Origin of the sequence: Coprococcus sp. RTP31081st1_H1_RTP31081_211007, from assembly GCF_040227275.1 — a bacterium.
In the GTDB taxonomy this organism is placed as follows: domain Bacteria; phylum Bacillota; class Clostridia; order Lachnospirales; family Lachnospiraceae; genus Coprococcus; species Coprococcus aceti.
This window is the reverse complement of record NZ_JBEHVP010000008.1, coordinates 72,774-97,968: the sequence shown is the minus strand read 5'-3', so window position 1 is coordinate 97,968 and position 25,195 is coordinate 72,774. Positions and strand designations below refer to the sequence as shown.

Annotated in this window: 39 protein-coding genes; 37 read left to right on the top strand and 2 right to left on the bottom strand. The window is 40.0% G+C overall.

Annotated elements, in window-relative coordinates; genetic code table 11:
- The first annotated feature begins 7 nt into the window (after nucleotides 1-7).
- The 30 genes from rpsC (at nucleotide 8) to rpsI (ending at nucleotide 18,491) form a co-directional block, all read left to right on the top strand.
- Nucleotides 8-673 (top strand): 30S ribosomal protein S3, encoded by a 666-nt coding sequence (rpsC, locus tag ABUA31_RS12410; protein WP_022216646.1) that lies wholly within the window; start codon nucleotides 8-10, stop codon nucleotides 671-673.
- A complete protein-coding gene (gene rplP / locus ABUA31_RS12405; RefSeq protein WP_022216647.1) occupies nucleotides 673-1,110 on the top strand; it encodes a 50S ribosomal protein L16 in 438 nt (145 codons plus the stop codon). The genes rpsC and rplP overlap by 1 nt, the downstream gene beginning before the upstream one ends.
- Nucleotides 1,100-1,303 carry a 50S ribosomal protein L29 gene (gene rpmC, locus ABUA31_RS12400; protein WP_004850126.1) on the top strand — a complete coding sequence of 68 codons (204 nt, stop codon included), beginning with the start codon at nucleotides 1,100-1,102 and terminating at the stop codon, nucleotides 1,301-1,303. Before rplP ends, rpmC begins: the two co-directional genes overlap by 11 nt.
- Nucleotides 1,304-1,326: 23 nt before the next feature.
- Nucleotides 1,327-1,581 (top strand): 30S ribosomal protein S17, encoded by a 255-nt coding sequence (gene rpsQ, locus ABUA31_RS12395; protein WP_022058713.1) that lies wholly within the window; start codon nucleotides 1,327-1,329, stop codon nucleotides 1,579-1,581.
- Between the two features lie 13 nt (nucleotides 1,582-1,594).
- Nucleotides 1,595-1,963 (top strand): 50S ribosomal protein L14, encoded by a 369-nt coding sequence (gene rplN / locus ABUA31_RS12390; protein WP_022216648.1) that lies wholly within the window; start codon nucleotides 1,595-1,597, stop codon nucleotides 1,961-1,963.
- A 12-nt stretch (nucleotides 1,964-1,975) separates the two neighbouring features.
- Complete coding sequence (gene rplX, locus ABUA31_RS12385) at nucleotides 1,976-2,293, top strand: 50S ribosomal protein L24 (protein ID WP_004850132.1); 318 nt, start codon at nucleotides 1,976-1,978, stop codon at nucleotides 2,291-2,293.
- 20 nt (nucleotides 2,294-2,313) lie between these two features.
- Nucleotides 2,314-2,853 (top strand): 50S ribosomal protein L5, encoded by a 540-nt coding sequence (gene rplE, locus ABUA31_RS12380; RefSeq protein ID WP_004850134.1) that lies wholly within the window; start codon nucleotides 2,314-2,316, stop codon nucleotides 2,851-2,853.
- A gap of 20 nt (nucleotides 2,854-2,873) precedes the next feature.
- Complete coding sequence (locus ABUA31_RS12375) at nucleotides 2,874-3,059, top strand: type Z 30S ribosomal protein S14 (RefSeq protein ID WP_004850137.1); 186 nt, start codon at nucleotides 2,874-2,876, stop codon at nucleotides 3,057-3,059.
- Between the two features lie 23 nt (nucleotides 3,060-3,082).
- Complete coding sequence (gene rpsH, locus ABUA31_RS12370) at nucleotides 3,083-3,484, top strand: 30S ribosomal protein S8 (RefSeq protein WP_022216649.1); 402 nt, start codon at nucleotides 3,083-3,085, stop codon at nucleotides 3,482-3,484.
- A 15-nt stretch (nucleotides 3,485-3,499) separates the two neighbouring features.
- A complete protein-coding gene (gene rplF, locus ABUA31_RS12365) occupies nucleotides 3,500-4,039 on the top strand; it encodes a 50S ribosomal protein L6 (RefSeq protein WP_022216650.1) in 540 nt (179 codons plus the stop codon).
- Nucleotides 4,040-4,056: 17 nt separating this feature from the next.
- Nucleotides 4,057-4,425 (top strand): 50S ribosomal protein L18, encoded by a 369-nt coding sequence (gene rplR, locus ABUA31_RS12360; RefSeq protein WP_022216651.1) that lies wholly within the window; start codon nucleotides 4,057-4,059, stop codon nucleotides 4,423-4,425.
- A gap of 19 nt (nucleotides 4,426-4,444) precedes the next feature.
- Nucleotides 4,445-4,954: a 30S ribosomal protein S5 gene (gene rpsE / locus ABUA31_RS12355; RefSeq protein ID WP_015533792.1), complete on the top strand. Its 510-nt coding sequence runs from the start codon at nucleotides 4,445-4,447 to the stop codon at nucleotides 4,952-4,954.
- 14 nt (nucleotides 4,955-4,968) lie between these two features.
- On the top strand, nucleotides 4,969-5,151 hold the full coding sequence (gene rpmD, locus ABUA31_RS12350; protein ID WP_004850147.1) for a 50S ribosomal protein L30: 183 nt from the start codon (nucleotides 4,969-4,971) through the stop codon (nucleotides 5,149-5,151).
- Between the two features lie 21 nt (nucleotides 5,152-5,172).
- A complete protein-coding gene (gene rplO, locus ABUA31_RS12345) occupies nucleotides 5,173-5,613 on the top strand; it encodes a 50S ribosomal protein L15 (protein WP_004850150.1) in 441 nt (146 codons plus the stop codon).
- Between the two features lies 1 nt (nucleotide 5,614).
- Nucleotides 5,615-6,928, top strand: coding sequence for a preprotein translocase subunit SecY (gene secY, locus ABUA31_RS12340; protein ID WP_022216652.1), 1,314 nt, complete (start codon nucleotides 5,615-5,617; stop codon nucleotides 6,926-6,928).
- A 122-nt stretch (nucleotides 6,929-7,050) separates the two neighbouring features.
- Entirely contained in the window at nucleotides 7,051-7,695 is a 645-nt protein-coding gene (locus tag ABUA31_RS12335; RefSeq protein ID WP_022216653.1) for an adenylate kinase, read from the top strand.
- A 2-nt stretch (nucleotides 7,696-7,697) separates the two neighbouring features.
- Entirely contained in the window at nucleotides 7,698-8,468 is a 771-nt protein-coding gene (gene map / locus ABUA31_RS12330) for a type I methionyl aminopeptidase (RefSeq protein WP_015533796.1), read from the top strand.
- Between the two features lie 99 nt (nucleotides 8,469-8,567).
- Nucleotides 8,568-8,786: a translation initiation factor IF-1 gene (infA, locus tag ABUA31_RS12325; protein ID WP_004850160.1), complete on the top strand. Its 219-nt coding sequence runs from the start codon at nucleotides 8,568-8,570 to the stop codon at nucleotides 8,784-8,786.
- A gap of 89 nt (nucleotides 8,787-8,875) precedes the next feature.
- On the top strand, nucleotides 8,876-8,989 hold the full coding sequence (gene rpmJ, locus ABUA31_RS12320; RefSeq protein WP_015533797.1) for a 50S ribosomal protein L36: 114 nt from the start codon (nucleotides 8,876-8,878) through the stop codon (nucleotides 8,987-8,989).
- A 248-nt stretch (nucleotides 8,990-9,237) separates the two neighbouring features.
- A complete protein-coding gene (rpsM, locus tag ABUA31_RS12315) occupies nucleotides 9,238-9,606 on the top strand; it encodes a 30S ribosomal protein S13 (protein WP_015533798.1) in 369 nt (122 codons plus the stop codon).
- 45 nt (nucleotides 9,607-9,651) lie between these two features.
- On the top strand, nucleotides 9,652-10,047 hold the full coding sequence (gene rpsK, locus ABUA31_RS12310; RefSeq protein ID WP_004850165.1) for a 30S ribosomal protein S11: 396 nt from the start codon (nucleotides 9,652-9,654) through the stop codon (nucleotides 10,045-10,047).
- 20 nt (nucleotides 10,048-10,067) lie between these two features.
- Complete coding sequence (rpsD, locus tag ABUA31_RS12305; protein WP_015533799.1) at nucleotides 10,068-10,661, top strand: 30S ribosomal protein S4; 594 nt, start codon at nucleotides 10,068-10,070, stop codon at nucleotides 10,659-10,661.
- A gap of 71 nt (nucleotides 10,662-10,732) precedes the next feature.
- Nucleotides 10,733-11,689 (top strand): DNA-directed RNA polymerase subunit alpha, encoded by a 957-nt coding sequence (locus tag ABUA31_RS12300; protein ID WP_015533800.1) that lies wholly within the window; start codon nucleotides 10,733-10,735, stop codon nucleotides 11,687-11,689.
- 80 nt (nucleotides 11,690-11,769) lie between these two features.
- Nucleotides 11,770-12,306 carry a bL17 family ribosomal protein gene (locus ABUA31_RS12295; RefSeq protein WP_015533801.1) on the top strand — a complete coding sequence of 179 codons (537 nt, stop codon included), beginning with the start codon at nucleotides 11,770-11,772 and terminating at the stop codon, nucleotides 12,304-12,306.
- A 146-nt stretch (nucleotides 12,307-12,452) separates the two neighbouring features.
- The gene (locus ABUA31_RS12290) at nucleotides 12,453-14,087 is read left to right on the top strand and encodes an ABC transporter ATP-binding protein (protein WP_349093394.1); all 1,635 of its coding nucleotides are present in this window, start codon (nucleotides 12,453-12,455) and stop codon (nucleotides 14,085-14,087) included.
- 10 nt (nucleotides 14,088-14,097) lie between these two features.
- Nucleotides 14,098-14,898, top strand: a complete 801-nt coding sequence (locus ABUA31_RS12285; protein ID WP_015533803.1) for an energy-coupling factor transporter transmembrane component T family protein — start codon at nucleotides 14,098-14,100, stop codon at nucleotides 14,896-14,898.
- A gap of 186 nt (nucleotides 14,899-15,084) precedes the next feature.
- Nucleotides 15,085-15,822 (top strand): tRNA pseudouridine(38-40) synthase TruA, encoded by a 738-nt coding sequence (gene truA / locus ABUA31_RS12280; protein WP_055146746.1) that lies wholly within the window; start codon nucleotides 15,085-15,087, stop codon nucleotides 15,820-15,822.
- Nucleotides 15,823-16,190: 368 nt separating this feature from the next.
- On the top strand, nucleotides 16,191-17,408 hold the full coding sequence (locus ABUA31_RS12275) for an iron-containing alcohol dehydrogenase (protein ID WP_238051519.1): 1,218 nt from the start codon (nucleotides 16,191-16,193) through the stop codon (nucleotides 17,406-17,408).
- A gap of 234 nt (nucleotides 17,409-17,642) precedes the next feature.
- Nucleotides 17,643-18,077: a 50S ribosomal protein L13 gene (gene rplM / locus ABUA31_RS12270; protein WP_117550692.1), complete on the top strand. Its 435-nt coding sequence runs from the start codon at nucleotides 17,643-17,645 to the stop codon at nucleotides 18,075-18,077.
- A gap of 18 nt (nucleotides 18,078-18,095) precedes the next feature.
- Nucleotides 18,096-18,491: a 30S ribosomal protein S9 gene (gene rpsI / locus ABUA31_RS12265; RefSeq protein ID WP_004850181.1), complete on the top strand. Its 396-nt coding sequence runs from the start codon at nucleotides 18,096-18,098 to the stop codon at nucleotides 18,489-18,491.
- A gap of 182 nt (nucleotides 18,492-18,673) precedes the next feature.
- Here the strand turns inward: rpsI and ABUA31_RS12260 are convergent, their stop codons facing one another.
- Entirely contained in the window at nucleotides 18,674-19,045 is a 372-nt protein-coding gene (locus ABUA31_RS12260; protein ID WP_238051517.1) for a tyrosine-type recombinase/integrase, read from the bottom strand.
- Between the two features lie 275 nt (nucleotides 19,046-19,320).
- Between ABUA31_RS12260 and ABUA31_RS12255 the strand changes: the two genes are divergently transcribed.
- From ABUA31_RS12255 to ABUA31_RS12230, 6 genes are all read left to right on the top strand, one after another.
- Nucleotides 19,321-19,518, top strand: coding sequence for a helix-turn-helix domain-containing protein (locus ABUA31_RS12255; protein ID WP_022015336.1), 198 nt, complete (start codon nucleotides 19,321-19,323; stop codon nucleotides 19,516-19,518).
- Between the two features lie 12 nt (nucleotides 19,519-19,530).
- Nucleotides 19,531-19,998, top strand: a complete 468-nt coding sequence (locus ABUA31_RS12250; RefSeq protein ID WP_173794875.1) for a hypothetical protein — start codon at nucleotides 19,531-19,533, stop codon at nucleotides 19,996-19,998.
- A 12-nt stretch (nucleotides 19,999-20,010) separates the two neighbouring features.
- Nucleotides 20,011-20,928, top strand: a complete 918-nt coding sequence (locus ABUA31_RS12245) for a DNA adenine methylase (protein WP_238051503.1) — start codon at nucleotides 20,011-20,013, stop codon at nucleotides 20,926-20,928.
- Nucleotides 20,929-20,949: 21 nt separating this feature from the next.
- On the top strand, nucleotides 20,950-21,756 hold the full coding sequence (locus ABUA31_RS12240) for a type II restriction endonuclease (RefSeq protein ID WP_349093395.1): 807 nt from the start codon (nucleotides 20,950-20,952) through the stop codon (nucleotides 21,754-21,756).
- A 187-nt stretch (nucleotides 21,757-21,943) separates the two neighbouring features.
- Nucleotides 21,944-22,984, top strand: coding sequence for a hypothetical protein (locus ABUA31_RS12235; protein WP_201859025.1), 1,041 nt, complete (start codon nucleotides 21,944-21,946; stop codon nucleotides 22,982-22,984).
- 42 nt (nucleotides 22,985-23,026) lie between these two features.
- On the top strand, nucleotides 23,027-23,419 hold the full coding sequence (locus ABUA31_RS12230) for a hypothetical protein (protein ID WP_173794872.1): 393 nt from the start codon (nucleotides 23,027-23,029) through the stop codon (nucleotides 23,417-23,419).
- Between the two features lie 12 nt (nucleotides 23,420-23,431).
- Here ABUA31_RS12230 and ABUA31_RS12225 read toward each other — a convergent pair whose 3' ends face one another.
- Complete coding sequence (locus ABUA31_RS12225) at nucleotides 23,432-23,671, bottom strand: DUF6061 family protein (RefSeq protein ID WP_349093396.1); 240 nt, start codon at nucleotides 23,669-23,671, stop codon at nucleotides 23,432-23,434.
- Between the two features lie 248 nt (nucleotides 23,672-23,919).
- On the opposite strand from ABUA31_RS12225, the gene ABUA31_RS12220 reads away from it, so the two are divergent.
- On the top strand, nucleotides 23,920-25,104 hold the full coding sequence (locus ABUA31_RS12220; protein WP_055146501.1) for a cation diffusion facilitator family transporter: 1,185 nt from the start codon (nucleotides 23,920-23,922) through the stop codon (nucleotides 25,102-25,104).
- Nucleotides 25,105-25,195: the final 91 nt, after the last annotated feature.

Here is a 25,195-nt window from a genome sequence, read left to right as displayed (position 1 = left end):
GTAAAATATGGGACAGAAAGTTAATCCTCATGGTTTAAGAGTCGGCATTATCAAAGATTGGGATTCAAACTGGTATGCTGACAAGAGAAATGACGAGTTTGCTAAGAACTTAGCAGAAGATCAGATCCTTAGAAAATACTTAAAGACAACTCTTTACAAGTCAAACATCTCAAAGATCGAGATCGAGAGATCAGCAAAGAATGTAAAGATCGTATTATACACAGCTAAGCCTGGAGTAGTAATCGGAAAGGGTGGAGCCGGAATCGAGAAGATCAAGGCTGACGCTCAGAAGTTAACAGATAAGAAGCTCTTTATCGACGTTAAGGAGATCAAGAAGCCGGATGCTGACGCTCAGCTCGTTGCAGAGAACATCGCAGCACAGCTTGAGAATCGTATCGCATTCAGAAAGGCTATGAAGTCTTGCATGGGTAGAACAATGAAGTCAGGCGCACAGGGTATCAAGTGTGCATGTTCAGGTCGTCTTGGCGGTGCTGATATGGCTAGAACAGAGTTCTACAGCGAGGGAACAATTCCTCTTCAGACACTCCGTGCTGATATCGATTACGGATTTGCTGAAGCAGATACAACATATGGTAAGGTTGGCGTAAAGACATGGATCTACCATGGTGAAGTACTTCCAACAAAGACAGTAAAGGAAGGGGGAAATAAATAATGTTAATGCCAAAGAGAGTAAAGCGTCGTAAGCAGTTCAGAGGAACAATGGCTGGTAAGGCACTTAGAGGCAATAAGATTACAAACGGTGAGTATGGTCTCGTAGCATTAGAGCCAGCTTGGATCAAGTCAAACCAGATCGAGGCAGCCAGAATTGCAATGACAAGATATATGAAGCGTAGTGGTAAGGTATTTATCAAGATTTTCCCTGACAAGCCAGTTACAGCAAAGCCAGCTGAGACTCGAATGGGTTCTGGAAAGGGAGCACTTGAGTATTGGGTAGCAGTAGTTAAGCCAGGCAGAGTTATGTTTGAGGTTCAGGGCGTACCTGAGGAGGTAGCTAAAGAGGCTCTCAGACTCGCTATGCACAAGCTTCCACTTAAGTGTAAGATCGCATCAAAGGAAGAGTTAGAGGAGGTAGCAGGCAGTGAAAACTAAGGATTTTATGAACGAATTAAATAGCAAGTCCGTTGACGATCTCCAGAAAGATTTAGTAGCTGCAAAGAAGGAATTATTCAACCTGAGATTCCAGAATGCTACAAATCAGCTTGACAACACAAGCAGAATCAAGGACGTTAGAAAGAATATAGCAAGAATACAGACAGTTATAGCCCAGAAGGCTAATGCTTAATTATCTTGGAAGGAGAAATTATTGTGGAAAGAAATCTGAGAAAAACACGTGTTGGTATAGTTACAAGTGACAAGATGGATAAGACAATCGTTGTTTCTATCGTAGATAATGTTAAGCATCCTCTTTATGGTAAGATTGTAAAGAGAACAGTAAAGCTGAAGGCTCATGACGAGAATAACGAGTGCAAGATTGGCGATAGAGTAAAGGTTATGGAGACAAGACCATTATCAAAGGATAAGAGATGGAGACTTGTTGAGATCATCGAGAAGGCAAAGTAAGGAGGCAAATTAAATGGTTCAGCAGGAAACAAGACTTAAAGTTGCTGATAACACAGGTGCAAAAGAGTTACTTTGTATCAGAGTGTTAGGCGGATCAGTTAGAAGATATGCGAATATCGGCGATATCATCGTTGCCTCTGTTAAGGATGCAACACCAGGCGGAGTTGTAAAGAAGGGCGATGTAGTTAAGGCCGTTGTAGTTAGAACAAAGCATGGCGCTCGTCGTAAGGATGGTTCATACATCAAGTTTGACGAGAACGCTGCTGTAATTATAAAAGACGATATGAATCCAAGAGGTACACGTATCTTTGGACCAGTTGCAAGAGAGCTCCGTGATAAGAAATTCATGAAGATCGTATCACTTGCACCTGAAGTATTATAAGGAGGTGTGACTATGGCAACAATGAAGATTAAGAAAGATGATATGGTACAGGTTATCGCTGGTAAGGACAAGGGCAAGAGCGGAAAGGTCGTTTCAGTAGATAAGAAGAATGGTACCGTAGTAGTTGAAGGAATCAACAAAGTATTTAAGCATAGCAAGCCAAGCATGGCTAACCAGCAGGGCGGAATCATCGAGATGGAAGCCCCACTTGACATCTCTAATGTAATGTATCTTTACAAGGGCAAGCCAGTTAGAGTTGGTTTTGAAGGAACTGGTAAGGATAAGGTTCGTGTAGCCAAAGTTGATGGCAAGACAGAGAAGATAGATTAATTGGAAGGAGGTCGTCTTAGGTGAGTAGACTTAAAGAAAAGTATGACGCTGAAATTAAGAGCGCCATGGTTGAGAAATTTGGATATAAGAATGTAATGCAGATACCAAAGCTCGATAAGATCGTTATCAATATGGGCGTTGGTGAAGCTAGAGAGAACGCTAAGGTTCTCGACGCTGCTATCAAGGATCTTGAGACAATCACAGGTCAGAAGGCAGTTGTAACAAGAGCAAAGAAGTCAGTAGCTAACTTCAAGCTGAGAGAGGGAATGCCTATCGGATGTAAGGTAACTCTTCGTGGCGAGAAGATGTATGAGTTCCTTGATCGTCTTGTAAATCTTGCACTCCCACGTGTACGTGACTTCAGAGGTATCAATCCAAACGGATTTGATGGAAGAGGTAACTACGCATTCGGTATTAAGGAGCAGCTTATCTTCCCTGAGATCGAGTACGATAAGGTAGATAAGGTTAGAGGTATGGATATAATTTGCGTAACAACAGCACAGACTGACGAGGAAGCTCGTGAGTTACTTACACTGTTCGGCATGCCTTATAGCAAATAATAAAGGAGGAGATTCGAGAAATGGCTAAAACATCAATGAAAGTTAAGCAGCAGCGCAAGCAGAAGTTCTCAACAAGAGAGTACACACGTTGCAGCATTTGTGGACGTCCACACTCAGTTTTAAAGAAGTACGGAATTTGTAGAATCTGCTTCCGTGAGTTAGCATATAAGGGACAGATTCCTGGCGTTAAGAAATCAAGCTGGTAAGAGTAAGAAGGAGGAAATTTATTATGTCAATGAGCGATCCAATTGCAGATATGCTTACAAGAATTCGTAATGCTAATACAGCAAAGCATGATACAGTAGAAATCCCTGCTTCAAAGATGAAGAAAGCTATTGCCGACATACTTTTATCAGAAGGATATGTTAAGGCTGTAGATATCGTTGAGGACGGTAAGTTCGAGACAATCAAGATCACATTGAAGTATGGTGCAGATAAGAACGAGAAGATTATCACAGGTCTTAAGAGAATTTCAAAGCCTGGTCTTCGAGTATACGCAAGCAAGGATGAGCTTCCAAGAGTACTTGGTGGACTTGGAACTGCTATTATCTCCACAAACAAGGGTGTATTAACAGATAAGGAAGCTAGAAAACAGAACGTAGGTGGAGAAGTACTTGCGTTTATTTGGTAAAAGGAGGACGGCAAAATGTCACGTATCGGAAGAATGCCTATCGCTGTACCTGCAGGCGTAACTGTAGATATAGCAGAAAATAATAAAGTGACTGTTAAAGGACCAAAGGGAACTCTTGAGAGAGTTCTCCCTGCGGAAATGGATATAAAGTTAGACGGCGATACAATCACAGTATCAAGACCTAACGACTTAAAGAAGATGAAATCACTTCACGGACTCACAAGAACACTTATCCACAACATGGTAGTAGGTGTTACAGAGGGTTACAAGAAGGAGCTTGAGGTTAACGGTGTAGGTTACAGAGCTCAGAAGCAGGGTAATAAGCTTGTTCTTGCTCTTGGTTATTCACACCCAGTTGAGATGGTTGATCCAGATGGTATCGAAACATCAGTTGATGGAAACAAGATCATAGTAAGCGGAATCAGCAAGGAAAAGGTTGGCCAGTACGCTGCTGAGATCAGAGAGAAGAGAGCACCAGAGCCATACAAGGGCAAGGGTATCAAGTATGTGGATGAGACTATCAGACGTAAAGTTGGTAAGACTGGTAAGAAATAATAAAGGAGTGAGATAAGATGATTAATAAAGAATCAAGAAGCGCAATTCGTGTAAAGAAGCATATGCGTGTTCGTAATCGTTTAGCTGGAACAACAGAGAGACCACGTTTAGCTGTATTCAGAAGTAATAATCATATGTACGCTCAGATTATTGATGATTCAGTTGGTAAGACATTAGTAGCAGCATCTACAACAGAGAAGGCTATTAAGGATGAGCTTGAGAAGACAAATGATGTTGATGCAGCAGCTTACGTTGGTAAGGTTATTGCTGAGAGAGCACTTGAGAAGGGTATCAAGACTGTTATCTATGATAGAGGCGGTTTCGTATACCACGGTAAGGTTCAGGCATTAGCAGATGCAGCGAGAGAAGCTGGTCTGGAATTCTAGTAAGGAGGAAGAACAACGTATGAAGCGTGAAATAATTGATGCAAGTAAGTTAGAGTTAGAAGATAAAGTTGTTGCCATCAAGCGTGTAACAAAGGTTGTTAAGGGTGGACGTAATTCTAGAGTTGCAGCTCTCGTAGTTGTTGGTGATAGAAATGGCCACGTTGGCGTTGGTGTTGGCAAGGCAGTTGAGACTCCAGAAGCTATCCGTAAGGGTAAGGAGGATGCTGCAAAGCATTTAGTTACAGTTCCTGTAAATGAAGTTGGTAGTATCCCTTACGACTGGAATGGACAGTTCGGCAGTGCTTCAGTTCTTCTGAAGACAGCTCCAGAAGGTACTGGTATCATCGCTGGTGGTCCTGCTCGTAGCGTACTTGAGCTTGCAGGATATAAGAACATCCGTACAAAGTCCTTAGGATCAAACAACAAGCAGAACGTAGTTCTTGCAACAATCAAGGGCCTTACAGAGATCAAGAACCCAGAGGATATCGCAAGACTTCGTGGAAAATCTGTTGATGAGATACTTAACTAAGGAGGTATTAGAAGATGGCAGATAAGTTAAAGGTAACTTTGGTAAAGTCCCCTATCGGTGCTGTACCAAAGCATAGAAAGACAGTAGAGGCTCTTGGACTTAAGAAGGTTAATAAGTCAGTAGAGCTCCCAAATAACGCTGCAACACTTGGAATGGTTAAGCAGGTAAGTTATATGGTAAAGGTTGAGGAAGTATAAGAGAAGGAGGATACGCAGATCATGGATTTATCTACATTAAAGCCGGCTGAAGGCTCAAAGCACAGTGCTAATTTCCGTGTAGGCCGTGGACATGGTTCAGGAAATGGCAAGACTGCAGGTAAGGGACATAAGGGTCAGAAGGCACGTTCTGGATCACCTAGACCAGGTTTCGAAGGTGGACAGATGCCATTATATAGACGTCTTCCTAAGAGAGGCTTTAATTGCATCAATCACAAAGAGATCGTTGCAATCAATGTATCAGCTCTTGAGAGATTCGAGGATGGCTCAGACGTAACTGTTGAGACATTAGTAGAGGCAGGTATCATTAAGAATCCTCGTGATGGAGTTAAGATTCTTGGAAATGGAGAGTTAACTAAAAAGCTCAATGTTAAGGCTAATGCTTTTTCAAAGTCAGCAGCTGAGAAAATTGAAGCTCTTGGCGGAAAAGCAGAGGTGATGTAATATGTTCAAAACCTTAATCAATGCATTTAAGGTACAGGATATACGAAGAAGACTTTTATATACGTTCTTCATTCTCGTGGTAGTCAGACTTGGTAGTCTGATTACCGTTCCGGGAATAAGTGCGGATGCAATAAGAGAGTACATGCAGAATGCACTCGGTGATTCACTGAACATCTTCAGTTCATTCACCGGAGGATCGTTCGAGCAGATGTCGATTTTTGCATTGTCGGTAACACCTTACATTACAGCTTCCATCATCATACAGCTTCTCACCATTGCTATACCGGCTTTGGAAGAACTGCAGAAAGACGGAGAAGATGGTAGAAAGAAGATCACCGCTATCACAAGATATATGACAGTAGGTCTTGCTATTCTTGAGAGTGCTGGTCTTGTAGTAGGATTTGGAAACAAGGGAGTCATTGAGAATTATAACTTCTGGACAGTTCTTTGCATCGTAGTCATTCTTACGGCAGGAAGTGCTATAGTAATGTGGCTTGGCGAGAGAGCAACAGAGAAGGGTGTTGGAAATGGTATATCAGTAATCCTTCTGATAAACATCGTTTCAACAATGCCAAATGACTTCAAGAATTTATACACACAGTTCATGAAGGGCAGAGACTTTGTAAGATTTACACTTGTAGGACTCATTATCCTTGCAGTTGTAGTTATTACAGTAGTATTTGTATGTGCACTTCAGGGCGCAGAGAGAAGAATTCCTGTACAGTATGCCAAGACAGTAAGAGGAAGAAAGACGATGGGCGGACAGTCCTCTCATATTCCACTTAAGGTCAATACTGCAGGTGTTATTCCGGTCATCTTTGCATCATCCATACTGTCTGTTCCACAGATCGTAGTGAATCTGTTCAACATCAAGACATCTGGTGTAGGAGCAAAGATAATCCAGGGTATGAGTCAGGGCTACTGGTTTAACAGATCTTATCCTTGGGCATCGATCGGTTTGATCGTATATATTTTACTTGTGTTCTTCTTCGCATATTTCTACACAGCGATCACATTCAATCCAATGGAGATTGCCAACAATATGAAGAAGAGTGGCGGTTTTGTCCCTGGTATAAGACCTGGACAGTCAACACAGGATTACCTTAATAAGATTTTAAACTACATCATATTTATAGGTGCTGTAGGACTTATCATAGTAGCATGTATACCAATGTTCTTCAGTGGTTTCTTTGGAGCAAATGTTTCATTTGGAGGAACATCACTTATCATCGTTGTAGGTGTTGTTATAGAGACAATTAAGAATATTGAGTCACGTATGCTGGTAAGGAACTATCAGGGATTCCTTTTAGACTAAAATATGACGTGGCAATAAACACGAATGGGAGTGTGCCGTATAGTACACTTCCTATTCGTGTATTATAGAGAGAATAGTATTTGATAAGAATGGGAAACGTTCAAAAAATGGAGGTTGAATATATGAAGATAATCATGTTAGGCGCACCGGGCGCAGGCAAGGGAACACAGGCAAAGATGATCGCTGCAAAGTACGGCGTACCACATATCTCAACAGGAGATATATTCAGAGCGAACATAAAGAACGGCACAGAGCTTGGTGCAAAGGCAAAGGAGTACATGGATAAGGGACTTCTTGTACCAGATGAGCTCGTTGTCGACTTGGTAATAGATAGATTCAAGGCTGATGACTGTGCAAAGGGATATATCCTTGACGGATTCCCAAGAACTATCCCACAGGCAGAGGCACTTGACAAGGCACTCTCAGCAATCGGCGATTCAGTTGATTACGCTATCAATGTTGAGGTACCTGATGAGAATATCATCGAGAGAATGTCAGGCAGACGTGCATGTGTAGGTTGTGGAGCAACATACCATATCGTATACAACCCAACAAAAGTTGAGGGCAAGTGTGATGCATGTGGAGCTGATCTCATCCTTAGAGACGATGATAAGCCAGAGACAGTAGAGAAGAGACTTAATGTATATCATGAGCAGACACAGCCTCTCATCGATTACTACAAGGCAAAGGGCATCCTGAAAGAGGTTGACGGAACCGTAGATATGAAGGATGTATTCGCTGCTATCACTGATATATTAGGTGAGTAAATATGAAGGGTATTTCCATAAAATCCCAGGAAGAGATTGAGCTTATGAGAGAGGCTGGAAGAATTCTGGCGATAACTCATGAGGAGATGAGAAAAGCATTGAAGCCGGGAATGACCACATATGATATAGATAAGCTCGGTGAAGAGGTTATCAGAAGTTATCACTGTGAACCATCATTTCTGAACTATCAGGGATATCCGGCGTCGGTGTGTGTATCTGTAAATGATGAGGTGGTACACGGAATTCCATCAAAGAACAGAGTGCTTCAGGATGGAGATATAGTAAGTCTTGATGCCGGTGTTATCTATAAGGGTTACCATTCAGACTCAGCCAGAACATATGGAGTTGGCGAGATATCTGATATGGCAAAGTATCTCATAGAGGCAACGAAGCAAAGCTTCTTTGAAGGACTGTCAGCGGCCCGTGCGGGAAATCATGTGCGGGATATAGGAATAGCGGTCGAGTCCTATGCCGATGAGTGTGGACTTGGAGTTGTTGTCGATCTGGTGGGACATGGAGTTGGAAAAAATCTTCATGAAGAGCCGGAGGTCCCAAACTTCGCAACAAGAAGAAGAGGACCGAAGCTGAAAGCAGGAATGACGATAGCGATAGAACCAATGATCACACTTGGCGATTACGAAGTGAAGTGGATGCCGGATGGATGGACGGTCGTCACCGCAGACAAATCACTGGCGGCACATTATGAGAATACAATACTTATAACAGATGGAGAGCCTGAGATACTTTCAAGGGCCGATGGAATTGAGCTGTAGATGTGATATCATATGTCGTCGTTCGTAAGCACGATGACATATTCATTATATCATGGAGAACTCATAAGTTGATTTATATATATAGGAGGATTTTTGAAAATGTCAAAAGCAGATGTAATTGAAGTAGAAGGAACAGTAGTTGAGAAACTTCCAAATGCCATGTTTCAGGTAGAACTTGAGAATGGACACAAGGTTCTTGCTCATATAAGTGGAAAGCTGAGAATGAATTATATAAAGATTCTTCCTGGCGACAAAGTTACAATAGAGTTATCACCATACGATCTTACCAAGGGAAGAATCGTTTGGAGAGATAAATAATAAAAAAATGAATTTCCCTATTGCATTTTATCAATGAAAATGATAGAATGCTAATTCGTAGCGGACTTTTTTTGAAAGGAGAGTTTCTAATGAAGGTTAGAGCATCAGTAAAACCTATCTGCGATAAGTGCAAAGTTATCAAGAGAAAGGGAATCGTTAGAGTTATCTGCGAGAATCCAAAGCACAAGCAGCGTCAGGGTTAATCAAAAAAGGAAAAGAAGTATATGGATGATAGCCCATCCGGAAGTATACTTATTTTCGTGCGTCAGTACATATATCTAATGTACTGTATTATTTAAAAGCGGCTGTGGCATACGTAGATATGCCAATACAATTATAGAAATATACAACTTAGTTGAAGTTTGCGGTGTATGCATTTCACCCCATAGCGTGTGCTATGGGATACATTTGTGGATTCAGCTTAAAAGAAGATTTTACGGAGGTTATTATAATGGCTCGTATTTCAGGTGTTGATTTACCAAGAGAGAAACGTGTTGAAATTGGTCTTACTTATATCTATGGTATCGGACTTCCTTCATCACAGCGTATTCTTAAGGAAGCAAACGTTAATCCTGATACACGTTGCGCAGATCTGACTGACGATGAGGTTAGAAGACTCAGCGAGGTTATCAAGGCAACTCAGGTAGTAGAGGGAGATTTACGTAGAGAGATAGGCTTCAATATTAAGCGTTTACAGGAGATTGCTTGCTATCGTGGTAAGCGTCATAGACAGGGACTTCCTGTTCGTGGACAGAAGACTAAGACTAACGCTAGAACTCGTAAGGGTCCTAAGAAGACTGTTGCTAATAAGAAGAAGTAATATTTATAGAATATATTTGTAAAAAACCATAGGAGGTTTAGGCTAATGGCTAAGCAGGCAACTAAAAAAGTGGCTAAGAAGCGTGTCAGAAAGAGCGTACAGCACGGACAGGCTCATATTCAGTCATCTTTCAATAATACAATTGTTACATTAACAGACGCTGAAGGCAATGCGCTTTCATGGGCAAGCGCTGGTGGATTAGGATTTAAGGGTTCTAAGAAGTCAACTCCATATGCTGCTCAGATGGCTGCAGAGACAGCCGCAAAGGCTGCTGCACCTTACGGACTCAAGACAATCGACGTATTTGTCAAGGGACCAGGTTCAGGAAGAGAGGCTGCAATTCGTGCACTCTCAGCATGTGGTATAGATGTAGTTAGTATCAAGGATGTTACTCCGGTTCCACATAACGGATGTCGTCCACCAAAGAGGAGAAGAGTTTAATTAGAGGAGGTACAAACAAGATGGCAGTAGATAGAACCCCAGTTCTTAAGAGATGCAGATCTTTAGGCATGGAGCCAATGTATCTCGGAATAGACAAGAAGTCAAACAGAAGACCAAACAGATCAAATAGAAAGCAGAGCGAGTATGGACTTCAGCTCCGCGAGAAGCAGAAGGCTAAGTTCATTTATGGTGTACTTGAGAAGCCTTTCCGTAACCTTTATGCAAAGGCTGAGCAGCAGAAGGGATTAACAGGTCCTAACCTCATGACATTACTTGAGCTTAGACTTGACAACATCATCTTCAGATTAGGCTTTGCAAGAACAAGAAGAGAGGCTAGACAGATCGTAGATCACAAGCACGTACTTGTAAATGGCAAGTGTGTAAACATCCCTTCATACTCAGTTAAGCCAGGCGATAAGATCGAGATCAGAGAGAAGAGCAAGTCTCTTCAGAGATACAAGGATATCATGGCTGCAACAGAGGGTGTTCTCGTACCAGGTTGGTTAACAGCAGACAGAGATAACCTCGCAGGTGAAGTTGTAGAGAAGCCAAGCAGAGAGCAGATCGATGTTCCTGTAAATGAGACTCTCATCGTCGAGTTATATTCTAAGTAAGATTTGTTCTTTATTTATACATTTTGTAACTTGGAGTGTAGCATTTTAAAACCCGTAAAGGAGGGGCTTAGATGTTTGAGTTTGAAAAACCAAAAATCGAGATCGTTGAGACTTCAGATGACAACAAATATGGCAAGTTTGTAATCGAGCCTTTAGAGAGAGGTTACGGTATAACACTTGGTAACTCACTTAGAAGAATAATGCTTTCTTCATTACCAGGTACCGCTGTAAGCCACGTTAAGATAAAGGGTGTTTTACACGAGTTCAGCTCAATACCAGGTGTAAAAGAGGATGTTACTGAGATAATAATGAACATCAAGAATGTCGTTATCAAGAATAACTCAGATACATTTGAGCCAAAGCAGGCATACATCGATGTTGTTGGTGAGCGCGTTGTTAAGGCAGGAGATATCAAGGTTGACGGAGATATAGAGATCGTAAATCCTGATCTTGTAATCGCAAACCTTAGTGGTCCGGACGCAAAGCTTGAGATGGAGCTTACAATTGTCAACGGACGTGGATATGTAAGCCTTGACAAGAACAAGGAAGCAGATGCACCAATTGATGTCATCGCTATTGACTCAATCTTCACCCCTGTTGAAAGAGTAAACCTTACAGTTCAGAATACACGTGTTGGTCAGGTTACTGACTATGATAAGTTAACTCTTGATGTATATACAAACGGAGCTCTTGCTCCAGATGAGGCAGTAAGTCTTGCTGCAAATCTTCTGGTAGAGCACTTGAAGCTGTTCGTAGATTTATCAGAGAACGCACGTCTTGTAGATGTTATGGTTGAGAGCACAACAGACGAGAAGGAAAAGGTTCTTGAGATGAATATCGATGAGCTCGAGTTATCAGTTCGTTCATACAACTGTTTGAAGAGAGCTGGCATCAACACAGTTCAGGAACTTATAAACAAGACACCAGAGGATATGATGAAGGTTCGTAACCTTGGTCGTAAGTCACTGGATGAAGTATTAGCTAAGCTTAAGGAGTTAGGCTTATCACTTAATCAGAACGAGGACTAATAGCAGTTCCCGTATACCACTCAAGCTGAATAATAGTAAGCACAGTGAAGACCCGCAAAGGGTATAGGAGGATAATTAAAATGGCAAAGTATAGAAAGCTTGGAAAAGCAAGCGCACAGAGAAACGCATTACTTCGTAACCAGGTAACTCAGTTACTGTATCATGGAAAGATCAAGACAACAGAGGCAAGAGCTAAGGAAGTTGTTAAGATCGCAGAGAAGCTCATCACTTTAGCAGTTGCTGAGAAGGACAACTACGATGAGGTTACAGTTCAGGCTAAGGTTGCTAAGAAGGATAAAGATGGCAAGAGAATCAAGGAAGTTGTAGACGGTAAGAAGGTTACAGTATACGACACAGTTGAGAAGACAGTTAAGAAGGATCAGCCTTCAAGACTTCATGCCAGAAGAGAGATGCTCAAGGTTTTATATCCAGTTGTTGAAGTTCCTACAGATGCTGCTGGTAAGAAGGCCGGTACTAAGAAGATCGACTTAACACAGAAGTTATTCGATGAGTATGGTACAAAGTACGCAGGACGTAAGGGTGGTTACACAAGAATCATCAAGATCGGTCAGCGTAAGGGTGATCAGGCTCTTGAGGTTATTCTCGAGTTAGTATAATCGATTGATAGATTGATATTATACAGATAAATAAACAGGGCTGCAGTACATAGACGTATTAGTTTACGTTCGTGTACGGCGGCCCTGTTTTTTAATAAAATTTAGTGAAATATAGAGAGATTTCATTGATATAGATTGGAAAGATTATGAGCTTCATAAATGTAAAAGGACTATCTCATAAATTTAATATAAAGGACAAAGACGGCAATAAGATAGGGGAGAACTGGGCAATAAAGGATGTAGATTTTCTTGCCGACAAGGGGGAGATAATCGCGATCCTTGGCAGAAACGGTTCAGGGAAGTCTACGTTTGCAAGACATTTGAATGGACTGCTTGCACCGCATGAGGGTTCGATAGTCATAGGTGGAAAAGACATGGCGGAGATGGGAGAGCTTACATCCGTCAGACGACAGGTAGGAATGGTGTTTCAAAATCCCGATAACCAGATAGTCGGCAACACCCTCGCTGAGGATATAGGATTTGGGCTGGAGAATCTTGGCATCTCCAGCGAAGATATATGGAAGAAGATAGATGAGATGCTGGAGCTCACAGGGCTCACAGCCTATAAGTATGCCAATACGTCAAGAATAAGCGGTGGACAGAAACAGCGGCTTGCAATCGCATCGTCCATGGCGATGACTCCGGATTGTATAGTGCTAGACGAGGCGACATCCATGCTTGACCCGCAGGGAGCAAAGGATATGCTGGAGCTTGTGCAGAGATTGAACAAAGAAAAGAAAATAACCGTAATAATGGTGACTCACAGGATAGCTGAGGCACTTATGGCGGATAAAGTATACATATTGGATAATAGTAAGATCGTGGCAGAGGGTACACCTGGAGATGTATTCACAGATGTTGACCGGCTTAAGAGCTATGGACTGGAGATACCGGTTGATATGAAGCGTAGGGCCGGAATACCGATCGATATCTGCTATAAATATAAGAACAGGCATATGGATATAAGCAGCGATATGAACAATGCGCAGAGTAATCATGCTGAGGATGAGAAGACTGCAGATAATTCAGAAAAATGTATAGTTGAGCTTCAGAATGTATCATATTCGTATGTGAATGGAAATGAGTCATTTCAGGCGCTTTCTGATATAAACATCAAGATATATGAAGGACAGGTTGTCGCTGTAATAGGGCAGACCGGCTCGGGAAAGAGTACACTGCTTCAAATGATAAATAAGCTGATAGTTCCACAGAGTGGCAAGGTATATCTGTATGATACGGATGTGCAGAGTGTAAGGAATATCAAGGATATCCGCAGGAGGATAGGGTATGTATTTCAGTTCCCTGAGGCCCAGTTGTTTGAGAATACGGTGCTCAAGGATGTAATGTATGGTCCGATAAACTTTGGAATGTCAAAGAGAGAGGCTGAGGATGCAGCCAGAAAGGCGCTTGAGTTGGTGGGAGTACCGGAGAAATATGCGGAGTATTCTCCATTCGAATTGTCTGGTGGTTTGAAAAAGAGGGTGGCAATAGCGGGAATACTGGCATATGAGCCAGACGTATTGATCCTCGATGAGCCTGCATGCGGACTTGACGGAGAGAGCCGAGAGCAGTTATGGAATCTCGTCAGAAAGCTCAACAGAGAGAAAAATGTGACGATCATACTGGTATCCCACGACATGGAGGATGTGTATGAGATGTCAGAGAGGATTCTTCTTATGGAGCATGGAAGGATAGTGTATGATGGAGGGACAGGTGAGTTTTTTGAGGACAGGAGCTTACTTGAGCAGTACGGTATAGATGTTCCCGGGGGCCCGGAATAGGAGATTTACTATGATACGAGATATTACAATAGGACAATATTACAGTGGCAATTCTGTGATACATAGAATGGATCCGAGAACAAAGCTTGCAATAACATTTCTATATGCCATATCGCTGTTTCTTTGCAAGGACTGGATCATGATACTTGCCGCAACGGCATTCCTCTGTATATATGTGGCGGTGAGCAGGGTGCCGATAACATACATTTGCAGGGGACTGAAGGTCATATGGATGTTTATTCTGTTTACAGCAATATTCAGCGTGTTCAACGGGGACGGACGGGTACTTTGGAGCTGGCACAGACTTCGCATAACAGATAACAGTGTGATGACTACGGTGCTTGTGGTTATACGTCTTGTATACCTCATAATAGGCTCATCTGTCATGACGTACACTACAAGACCGATGAATCTGGCAAATGGACTGGAGAGCAGTCTGGGATTCTTGAAGAAAATAAAGGTTCCGGTGTCTGATATGGCCATGATGCTTATGATCGCATTGCGATTTATCCCGATATTTATGGAGGAGCTGGATAAGATCATGAAGGCACAGCTTTCCAGAGGTGCGGACTTCGAGAGTGGCAATATATTCAAGAGGATAAAGAGTTATGTACCTGTATTTGTACCATTATTTGTATCGGCGATAAGAAGGGCCACAGATCTTGCCCAGGCCATGGATGCCAGATGTTTTGACGGCAGCGAAGGCAGGAGCCGCATGAATCCGTTAAAATACAGTGGAACAGACTATGTAAGTTATGCTATAGTGTTGGTGTATCTGGGATGCATGATAGTATACAGATGTGTGATGTAGGAAATCATGCAATCTTATTTCGGGATACATGCGCACTTCGGGATCAAAAGTCGTTTGTATATAGATTTGTTTTAAACATTACAGAGTCAATGACGATCGGGCTTGATTAAGAATTGGAGCGTAATTCAGATACATCGATAATATAGAAAAGGATACGGATGTGTCAGATACATCCCTAGTATGAATATGAAGAGAGTAAAATTGATCGTAGCCTACGATGGAACAAATTATTGTGGATGGCAGGTTCAGATAAATGGAATAACGGTTGAGGAAGTCCTGAATAAGACACTCAGCGAGCTTTGTCATGAGGATATAAAGGTTATAGGAGCCAGCAGAACGGATTCCGGTGTACATGCACTGGGAAATGTGGCGGTGTTCGATACAGAATCAGGAATACCTGGAGAGAAGTTTTCATTTGCGCTTAATCAGCGGCTCCCGGAAGACATAAGGATACAGGAGTCATGCCAGGTGGCTGACGATTTTCATCCGAGATACTGTGACACGATCAAGACATATGAATACAAGATATTAAACAGAAGATTTGATATGCCGACGGAGCGTCTTTACTCGACATTCGTCTATTATCCACTTGATATAGATAAGATGAAGCGGGCTGCGGCGGTGCTGGTTGGGGAGCATGATTTCAAGAGCTTCTGTTCATCAAGGTCTCAGGTGGAGAATACAGTCCGTACAATAACAGATATAACCATAGACAAGGCGGGCGACATGATACATATAAGGATCAGTGGCAATGGTTTCCTGTACAATATGGTCCGCATCATAGTGGGAACTTTGATGAAGATAGGTCTTGGAATCTGGCCGGAGGACTGTATGGAGTCAATACTTGCGGCGAAGGATAGGACGAAAGCAGGGCCGAAAGCCGAAGCAAAGGGGCTTACTCTTGTGGAGATAAAATATCTGTAAACGTAAACGGTTGCAGACGTATAATATCTGCCGGGATAAGATAAAATTGCTGATAATGTGTTGGCAGTTCACAAAACAGCGTGGTTATATTCTGTATATTATAACTTGGAAAAGTGGACTTGAAATAATCTAGAAATAAGAATGAAAAGTGGAAAACATCTAGCAAAACAGTGAAAAATAAATGAAAAACATTGTCTGAAATGCACAAAAAATAATGAAAATAAGAGCCAATCATGTTATAATTACATTGAAATGCTGCTACATGACGGATATGTCAGGAATTGTTTCGAAGTGTTCGGAATATTTCAAGGTGTTTCAGTGAAGATAACATGATTGTTTTTTTAATTTTGATTTTAGGAGGGCAAACAATGGCAAGATTTACGTTACCAAGAGATTTATATCACGGAAAAGGTGCTTTGGAGGCACTCAAGACATTCAAGGGTAAGAGAGCTATGGTCTGTGTCGGAGGCGGATCCATGAAGAGATTTGGATTCCTTGACAGGGCGGTTCAGTACCTTGAGGAAGCTGGAATGGAAGTTAAGTTATTTGAGGGAATTGAGCCAGATCCTTCGGTTGAGACAGTTATGAAGGGCGCAGCAGCCATGCTTGAATTTGAGCCTGACTGGATAGTGGCCATCGGCGGTGGTTCACCTATAGATGCAGCAAAGGCTATGTGGATAAAGTATGAGTATCCTGATGCGACATTTGAGGATATGTGTAAGGTATTTGGAATCCCTGAACTTAGAAAGAAAGCTCATTTCTGTGCTATTTCTTCAACATCGGGAACTGCAACAGAGGTTACAGCGTTCTCGATCATCACAGATTACGAGAAGGGAATCAAGTATCCTATTGCAGATTTCGAGATCACACCAGATGTTGCGATCGTTGATCCTGAGCTCGCAGAGACCATGCCACAGAAACTGGTTGCACATACCGGTATGGATGCCATGACACATGCAATCGAGGCTTATGTATCGACAGCAAACTGCGATTTCACAGATCCACTGGCACTTCATGCCATCAAGATGATCCAGAATGATCTGGTTGGATCATATAACGGAGACATGGAGAAGCGTGACGCAATGCACAATGCGCAGTGCCTTGCAGGCATGGCATTTTCAAATGCACTGCTTGGAATCGTACATTCAATGGCACACAAGACCGGAGCAGCATTTGCCGATTATGGTGCACATATCATCCACGGAGCAGCAAATGCGATGTATCTCCCGAAGGTTATCGCTTTCAATGCAAAGGATGAGACAGCAAAGATTCGTTACGGCGAGATAGCAGATTTCATGGGCCTTGGCGGAGAGACACTCGACGAGAAGGTAGACCTTCTTATTGCGTATCTGCGCAAGATGAATGACGAGCTTAACATTCCTCATTGTATCAAGAATTATGGACCGGACAGCTATCCATGTGAGCAGGGCTTTGTTCCGGAGGACGTATTCCTTGAGAGACTTCCTGAGATCGCTGCAAATGCGATACTTGATGCATGTACAGGCTCCAACCCAAGACAGCCAAGCCAGGAGGAGATGGAGAAGCTGCTGAAGTGCTGCTACTATGACACAGAGGTGGATTTCTAAATAAAAGATAGTATTTACAGACAGAAGAATGAATGATAATATGGTATCCGGCGGTGCACATGTATTGCCGGATATTTTTGTTGGAAAAAATAGTTGACAACAAAATGTAATTATAATATACTTGCAAAGTATGCGAAGTTTATAAGTGCGTTTCGAACCAATGCCCCGGTAAGGAATGTGCTGAATATACATTAGTAAAGAAGATTATAAAAGAATAATTTAGGAGGTACCACGATGAAGAGCTTTATGGCAAGCCCATCAACAATAGAGAGAAAGTGGTATGTAGTTGACGCTACAGGACATACTTTAGGTCGTCTTGCATCAGAGATTGCAAGCATTTTAAGAGGAAAGAACAAGCCAACATTTACACCACACATTGATACAGGTGATTATGTAATAGTAGTAAACGCTGACAAGATCCAGGTAACTGGTAAGAAGTTAGATCAGAAGGTATACTACAACCACTCAGATTATGTAGGTGGTATGAAAGAGACAACTCTTCGTGAGAAGATGGCTAAGAAGCCAGAGGATGTTATCTACCTTGCAGTTAAGGGAATGCTTCCAAAGGGACCACTTGGCAGAGAGATGATCACAAAGCTTCACGTATACGCTGGTGCAGATCACAAGCATCAGGCACAGAAGCCAGAAGTATTAGAGATTAAGTACTAAGAAGGAGGAGATTAACAGATGGCTAAGACAACAAAGTTCTATGGAACAGGAAGAAGAAAAAGCAGTATCGCCAGAGTTTACATCACTCCAGGTACTGGTAAGATCGTTATAAACAAGAAGGATATGGATGAGTACTTTGGCCTTGATACACTCAAGGTTATCGTAAAGCAGCCACTCGTTGCTACAGGCACAGAGGGCAAGTACGATGTACTCGTTAACGTATGTGGTGGTGGTTTCACAGGTCAGGCTGGAGCTATCAGACATGGTATTTCAAGAGCACTCCTTGAGGTTGATGCTGAGTACAGACCAATCCTTAAGAAGGCTGGATACCTTACAAGAGATCCAAGAATGAAGGAGAGAAAGAAGTACGGTCTCAAGGCCGCTCGTCGTGCTCCACAGTTCTCAAAGAGATAATTTTTCAAGAACGAAGATATCAAGAAAAGCCCATTTTTCAAGGGTTACAGAAGTTGTGGAATGCTGTCAGATGTGTTGGAATTTACATCGAATGCAACACATATGCAGCAGGTATGCAACAAAGATATTGATATGTATAGGACATTTTTCAGTAGAAACACTGGGGAATGTCCTTTCTTAATTTAAATTCTATTAATCGCATCTACAAGCTCCTTTATATCAAAGTGGGTATACACTTTTTCGGTGAGTGTAATTGCACCAGAGTGCCCCACAATCTTTTTGATAATCGTCTGGTTAATACCAGCTTCTGCTAACATTGAGATACATGTGTGTCTGCAACAGTGCGGTGTACGATTAATACCTAGCTGTTCCATCAATGGCTTGAAATAGCTATCGTAGTAGTTTCTGTATTCAAAATGTTTTCCATCTTCTGTATGAAGTAAATATTCACATTCAGGGCAGGATTCATACCAAGCCTTGTAATATGGCAGAATTTTGTCTGCTATTGGAACTTTTTTGATGCCATTTTCTGTTTTACTAAAGAGACAATCCAATGGGAGATTAAGGCTGGTAATAGGACGGGGACAGTTGAGCAGATGGATGCCAATGTCGAGACTATGGCTAGGGATTTGCAGGAGATATTGAGGATTGGCGCGGAGCAGGAGAGATTGTGGGAGGTGTATAGTAAATAATATTGGGAATGGGAAACAGCTATTTAAGTGTCGATGAAATATATATTATTATCGACGGTTAGGAAAATATAAGTTGAAAACATACCGATATCGTGATATCCTATATGAAGATTGTTATATAAAATGGAGAGGACTGTATGAGTGTAGAATATAGCAAACTATGGGATATATTAAAAAATAGAAATATGAAGAAAATTGAATTGCAAAAGGCTGCGAAGATAAGTGGTAATATATTAGCACGATTGGGTAATAATGAGTATGTTTCTATGGAGACAATAGAAAAGATATGTAGAACCTTAGATTGTTCTGCTGATGATATTTTGCAATTTAAATAGCGAGGATTCTCTATGAGAAAAATGATATTAAGTTTTAGCTTCGAATGGTATGAACAGTTAAAATCAGGGGAGAAAATATATGAGCATAGGAAAAGATTCTGTAAAGAGCCAGTGGAAGCATATATATATATTGGATTGCCATATAGACAATTGGTTGCGATTGTTGAATTGGGAAAACCTGAAAATATCGAAGATTGGCTTGAAAAATACAGCTATGATGAAGAAGCAGTTGAAAGGATAAAAGATTATCTTACTAGAAATAAAGTTGCTATGCCGATATTTTCTTTTCAAGAAATAGAACCAATTGATATGCGTAGGATGGAGAAAGATATTTCTGGCTTTAGAGTGCCTATATCATATATGTTTCTAGATGATAAACCAGAGTTATTGAAATATATTGATTTAAGGACTAAATACAAAAATAAAAGAATAGAACATGATTTTACGCATATATCATCTAAAGATATATGTGTATGCTGAAAGGATGATAAAATGATTGATAAAGTATATGTTCCACCAATAAAGATACAGGGAATAAAAACAAAAATTGTTCCTCTTATTTCAGAAGTTGCGTGGGTAGATGATAATATTACTTGGATTGAGCCTTTTATGGGGTCTGGTGTTGTTGGATTAAATTTAGCACCTAAGCACGCGGTTTTTGCTGATACAAATCCGCATACTATAGCATTATATAATGCCATACAGAGTGGAAAAATCACATCATATGATGTTAGAGAATTTTTGGAGAAGGAGGGAAAGAAATTAGAAGAAAAAGACGAAAAGCATTATTATTATATTAGAGATAGATTTAATGAAGAGCATAATCCACTTGATTTTTTGTTTTTGAATAGAAGTTGTTTTAATGGAATGATTCGATTTAATCGAAATTATCAATTCAATGTTCCATATGGACATAAACCGAAGAGATTTGCAAAGGCATATGTTACAAAGATAGTGAATCAGGTTAAACGACTGGAAGATATATTTCCAGATGTCGATTGGAAATTTAAGTGCCAATCTTTTGAACAGACAATAAGCGAAGCTGATACTCAATCTTTTATATATTGTGATCCACCATATATTGGAAGACATGTTGATTATTATGATAGTTGGGATGAGAATCACGAGGTTAGATTACATGATGTGCTAGTAGATTCCGGAGCTCATTTTATGTTATCTACATGGGACAAAAACAAGTATAGAAAAAATGAGTATATCGACACAGTTTGGAAAGAATGTTGGAAGGTAAATCAAGAACATTTTTATCATGTTGGGGCAAAGGAATCTAATAGGAATTCGATGTTGGAAGCGCTTTTAATGAATTATAATCCACAAAATGTTCCAGCAATGAAAAAAAATGAGGAGTCATATATCCAGATGTCTTTTTTGGATGAAGTGGCAAATGCTTAGCAATATACGAGGAGGAATGAAATGGGATTAGACTTTATAAGGTTATTTAACAAGAAGTTAGAAGAAAAAGATATTGATTGGGAAGTCAGTGCATTAGCATCTCCAGATGGAAAGCTGTTTTCACTTGGAAGTGATTCAAAACTTATTGGACGAATTTTCGAGTTGATTTCGTACAATATTTTACAAGAAATAGCAGATGAGAATGGACTGATTTTATATCCATCTCAACAGCAAACAGTATATCCAGATTTTACATTAATGAAAAGTGAAGCGGATACAGAAAAAATTGCTGTTGATATAAAGACTACATACAGAAAGTTTTTGAAGAATGGACAGCCATCGGGATATGTGTTTACATTAGGTTCTTTTGCTTCATATATGCGAGATGGGAAGAAAAATATTTCATTTCCATATGACCAATATGCAAAGCATTATGTAATTGGTTTTGTATATACTAGAAATGACAATGCTTCAGAAGGTCAAATGTTTGATATTAAGGATTTGGGTAAGTTGCCAGTGCCATACAAAGATGTAGAGGTATTTGTACAAGAAAAATATAAAATATCAGGTGATAAGCCAGGAAGTGGAAATACAGAAAATATCGGTTCTTTTAAAACAAATAGAATGGAATATTTAGTAAATGGAGAAGGTCCATTTTCCGGGTTAGGAATTGACATATATGAAGATTATTGGGCTGGATATAAGAAGTATAGAGGAGAGTTGACATATACTTCGTTAGATGGATATTTTGATGTTCAAGAAGAACAAGGAAATGACATTGCAAGATTAAAAAGAAATTATGAATATTGGAAAAAGACGCACAAATAATTTTCTATATAGATATACTACTGGTTAGATAGTGTATGCTATTAATTCCATGCTAATCGGGTATCAGTATTATACTGCAAAGTGTGTTTGGTTATGAACTAATAAAAAAGAGGGAGTTAAGCTCAATCAAAATTTGAAGATACTGATGTGAAAAAGATGATGTATAAATAATTAGGAGATGAGAAATATGAATGATGATGAACAGTGCCCTGTATGTGGTAGAAGAAGAATATTAAAGAAAGTATGCTATGATCCTAATTCGGTTTTTTACGAATGTCCAGTTTGTGGACAATATGAATATTCAATGGAGAATAGTACATATGAAGAATTAGATTATAATGAATTAGCACCATTTTTATTTTATGAGGGGTTTAGAAATAAGCAAGGCAGAGTAGAACACAGGTATTATTCTACAAAATCAAGAGAAAGTTGTGATACATATACAACAGAATTCAGAAATGGTAATAACATTGCTGGAATGCCGGTTCATATGGATCAAGATATTATTTCATTGTGGTTTCCAAAAAGTTTTTCTCAAAAAATAGATATGATTTTGCTTAAATTAAATGAATTGACAGATTTTGTTGGTCAGGACATAATGCTAGATGTTCCATCTTTTTTAAGTTGTATGTTTGTAAGAAGATTTAATCCGGATAGTGGGGAAAAATTAGATGATAAAGAATTAGTAAATCAAGCATTATATATGACGGCATATTTGTATGAAATAGGATATATTCAAGGGATAAATTGTGTAAATGGTGATGTCTCAAGCGAAGAGAGTTATTACGGAGGGATTTCAATTACTCCTAAGGGTTATGACAGAATAGATAAATTACAAAAAAATAGTGATGATGGAAAAGATGTATTGGTGGCAATGAGATTTGGGAATGAAACTAGTAAATTAAGAGAAGCAATTAGAAAAGGCGTTTTTGATGCAGGATATCATGCAGTATTTATTGACGAAGTTGAACACAATGGGTTTATAACACCAGAGTTATTAAACAGAATTAGTAAGAGTCGATTTGTTGTAGCTGATTTAACGCATAAAAATAATGGAGCCTACTTTGAAGAAGGATATGCAATGGGACTAGGGAAAAACGTAATTCAATTATGTAAAAAAGGTGTTGAATTACATTTTGATATAGCACAGGTCAATACGATTATGTGGGAAAAGGAAGATGATATTCCATTACGATTGAAGAACCGAATAGAAGCAACAATAAAGTAACCTATATAAGATAAATGATAAAGAGTGGGAGGAGTAAAAGAATTGAAAGAAATATTAAATACGTTATTGGTTTCATGCGTACCTGCTATTATTACAGGAATAATTTCTTATTTGACGGCAAATAAGAAAGTTAAAGCAGAAATTGCAACATTACAAGAAAGCAATAAGCATGAGATAGAAAAGCTAATGAAGCAACATGAGGTTGATATTGAATCATTAAAAGAAAAACATCAGCTTGAAACTGAGAAATGTGAGCAGGAGCATAAACATAAAATTGAAATAATGCAGATTGAACACAAAAATGCTCTTGAAAGCAACGAAAAACAGCAAAGTGATGCGGCAATGTTTAGTGTGATGACTGATATAATTAAGGAACCGCAAAAATTACAAGGATTACTGGAACTTGCCAATAATCCTATATTCAAAAATAAGTGAGGATAAACTTTTTTACACATTCCAATCCTCATCCATAGCATCAGCCCAAGCCTGCAACTCGCAATCAAGAGCAAGTGCAGCATACATAAGTGGATTATCAATTGCAAGGTTATCAATAAGCCTTTGTGAGTTAGGTGTAGTATGGAGATTCTTTTTAGCTTCAGCACAGGATAAGAATAGAAGTGTATTATCAGCAAAAGCAATGTCAATTCCATTCTTGTATTGGTTGTAGTAAGCAAAATGTATTTTCATAGTAGTAGTCCTTTTTTGCTAAAGTAATGAGTAGCTCTGGGAATGTGTGGGCAGCCAACCGCATACAACACATATGCAACACTGCCATACACAAATCCTCTATTTATGGGCTTTTCTCGTTCTCAAAACGTTAACAAAGAGATAATTATATATCATTTCAGATATATCAAGAACCCGCAGAAGTCCAACGCTTTTGTGGGTTCTTTTTTTCAGAACTTTTGAGATTCAGATTAGGAGGAACAAAAGATATGGTGACATTATTGTCGAAGTTGTGGATCAAATCAGATAATTATAAGGATAGCAAGGTGAGGGAGAAATATGGTGTTCTTTGCGGAGCTGTTGGTATATTTTTGAATGTATTATTGTTTCTGGGAAAATTCTTCGCTGGATTACTTTCGGGTGCCATCTCGATCACGGCGGATGCGTTCAACAATTTATCAGATGCAGGAAGCTCGTTTATATCTATGATAGGCTTTAAGTTATCTGGCAGAAAACCGGACCCGGATCATCCGTTTGGACATGGAAGAATAGAGTATATATCGGGCTTATTTGTAGCAGTCATGATCATATTGATGGCCTACGAGCTTATTAAAGATTCAATCGGAAAGATCCTACATCCGGAACTTCCAAAATTCAGCAGTCTAGTTGCCGTTATACTCGTTGTTTCAATTGGAGTAAAGATATATATGTATTTCTACAACAGGAGTATAGGCAGAAAGATAGAGAGTGCGACCATGATAGCGACGGCGAAAGACAGTTTATCTGATACATTTTCCACAATGGTTGTTCTTGCATCTGCACTTGCTGCTCATTTCTGGAAAATACCTATAGATGGATATTGCGGGTTATTGGTGGGCGTAATGATACTCATAGCTGGCATCACTGCAATGAAGGATACGGTCAGCCCCTTGCTTGGTCAGGCACCGGAACCAGAGCTTGTGGACGAGATCGAGAAGATCGTGAGGTGTGATAAAAGGATCCTTGGTATTCATGATCTTGTGGTCCATGATTATGGACCTGGCAGACTTATGGTTAGTCTGCACGCAGAAGTTCCTTATAAGGAAGATATTCTTGAACTGCATGATCTGATCGATCAGATAGAATTCTCTCTCAGAAAAAAATTAAATTGTGAGCCTGTCATTCACATGGATCCGATAGTAGATGACGATGAGGAGACAAATGCTGCGAAAGCGCGGATCACTGAAATTATAGAATCACTTAATAAGGATAGCAGAAAAAATGAAAATGTTCAGTTTCACGACTTTAGAATGGTAAAGGGTTCAACACATTCCAATCTGATTTTTGATGTGGTTTTGCCACATGGATATCAAATGTCAGAAGAACAGATAATATCCTATATCAAGGAAAAAGTTAGTGAGTACAATAAAAATTACTATTGTGTGATACATATTGATAGAGCATATGTAAAATAATTCCAGATGGTGAGCATCCTGACCACAGAATAGTAAGACCTTCTGTGGTTATTATTATTACATAATACATAATACATTTACAGGCATTTCC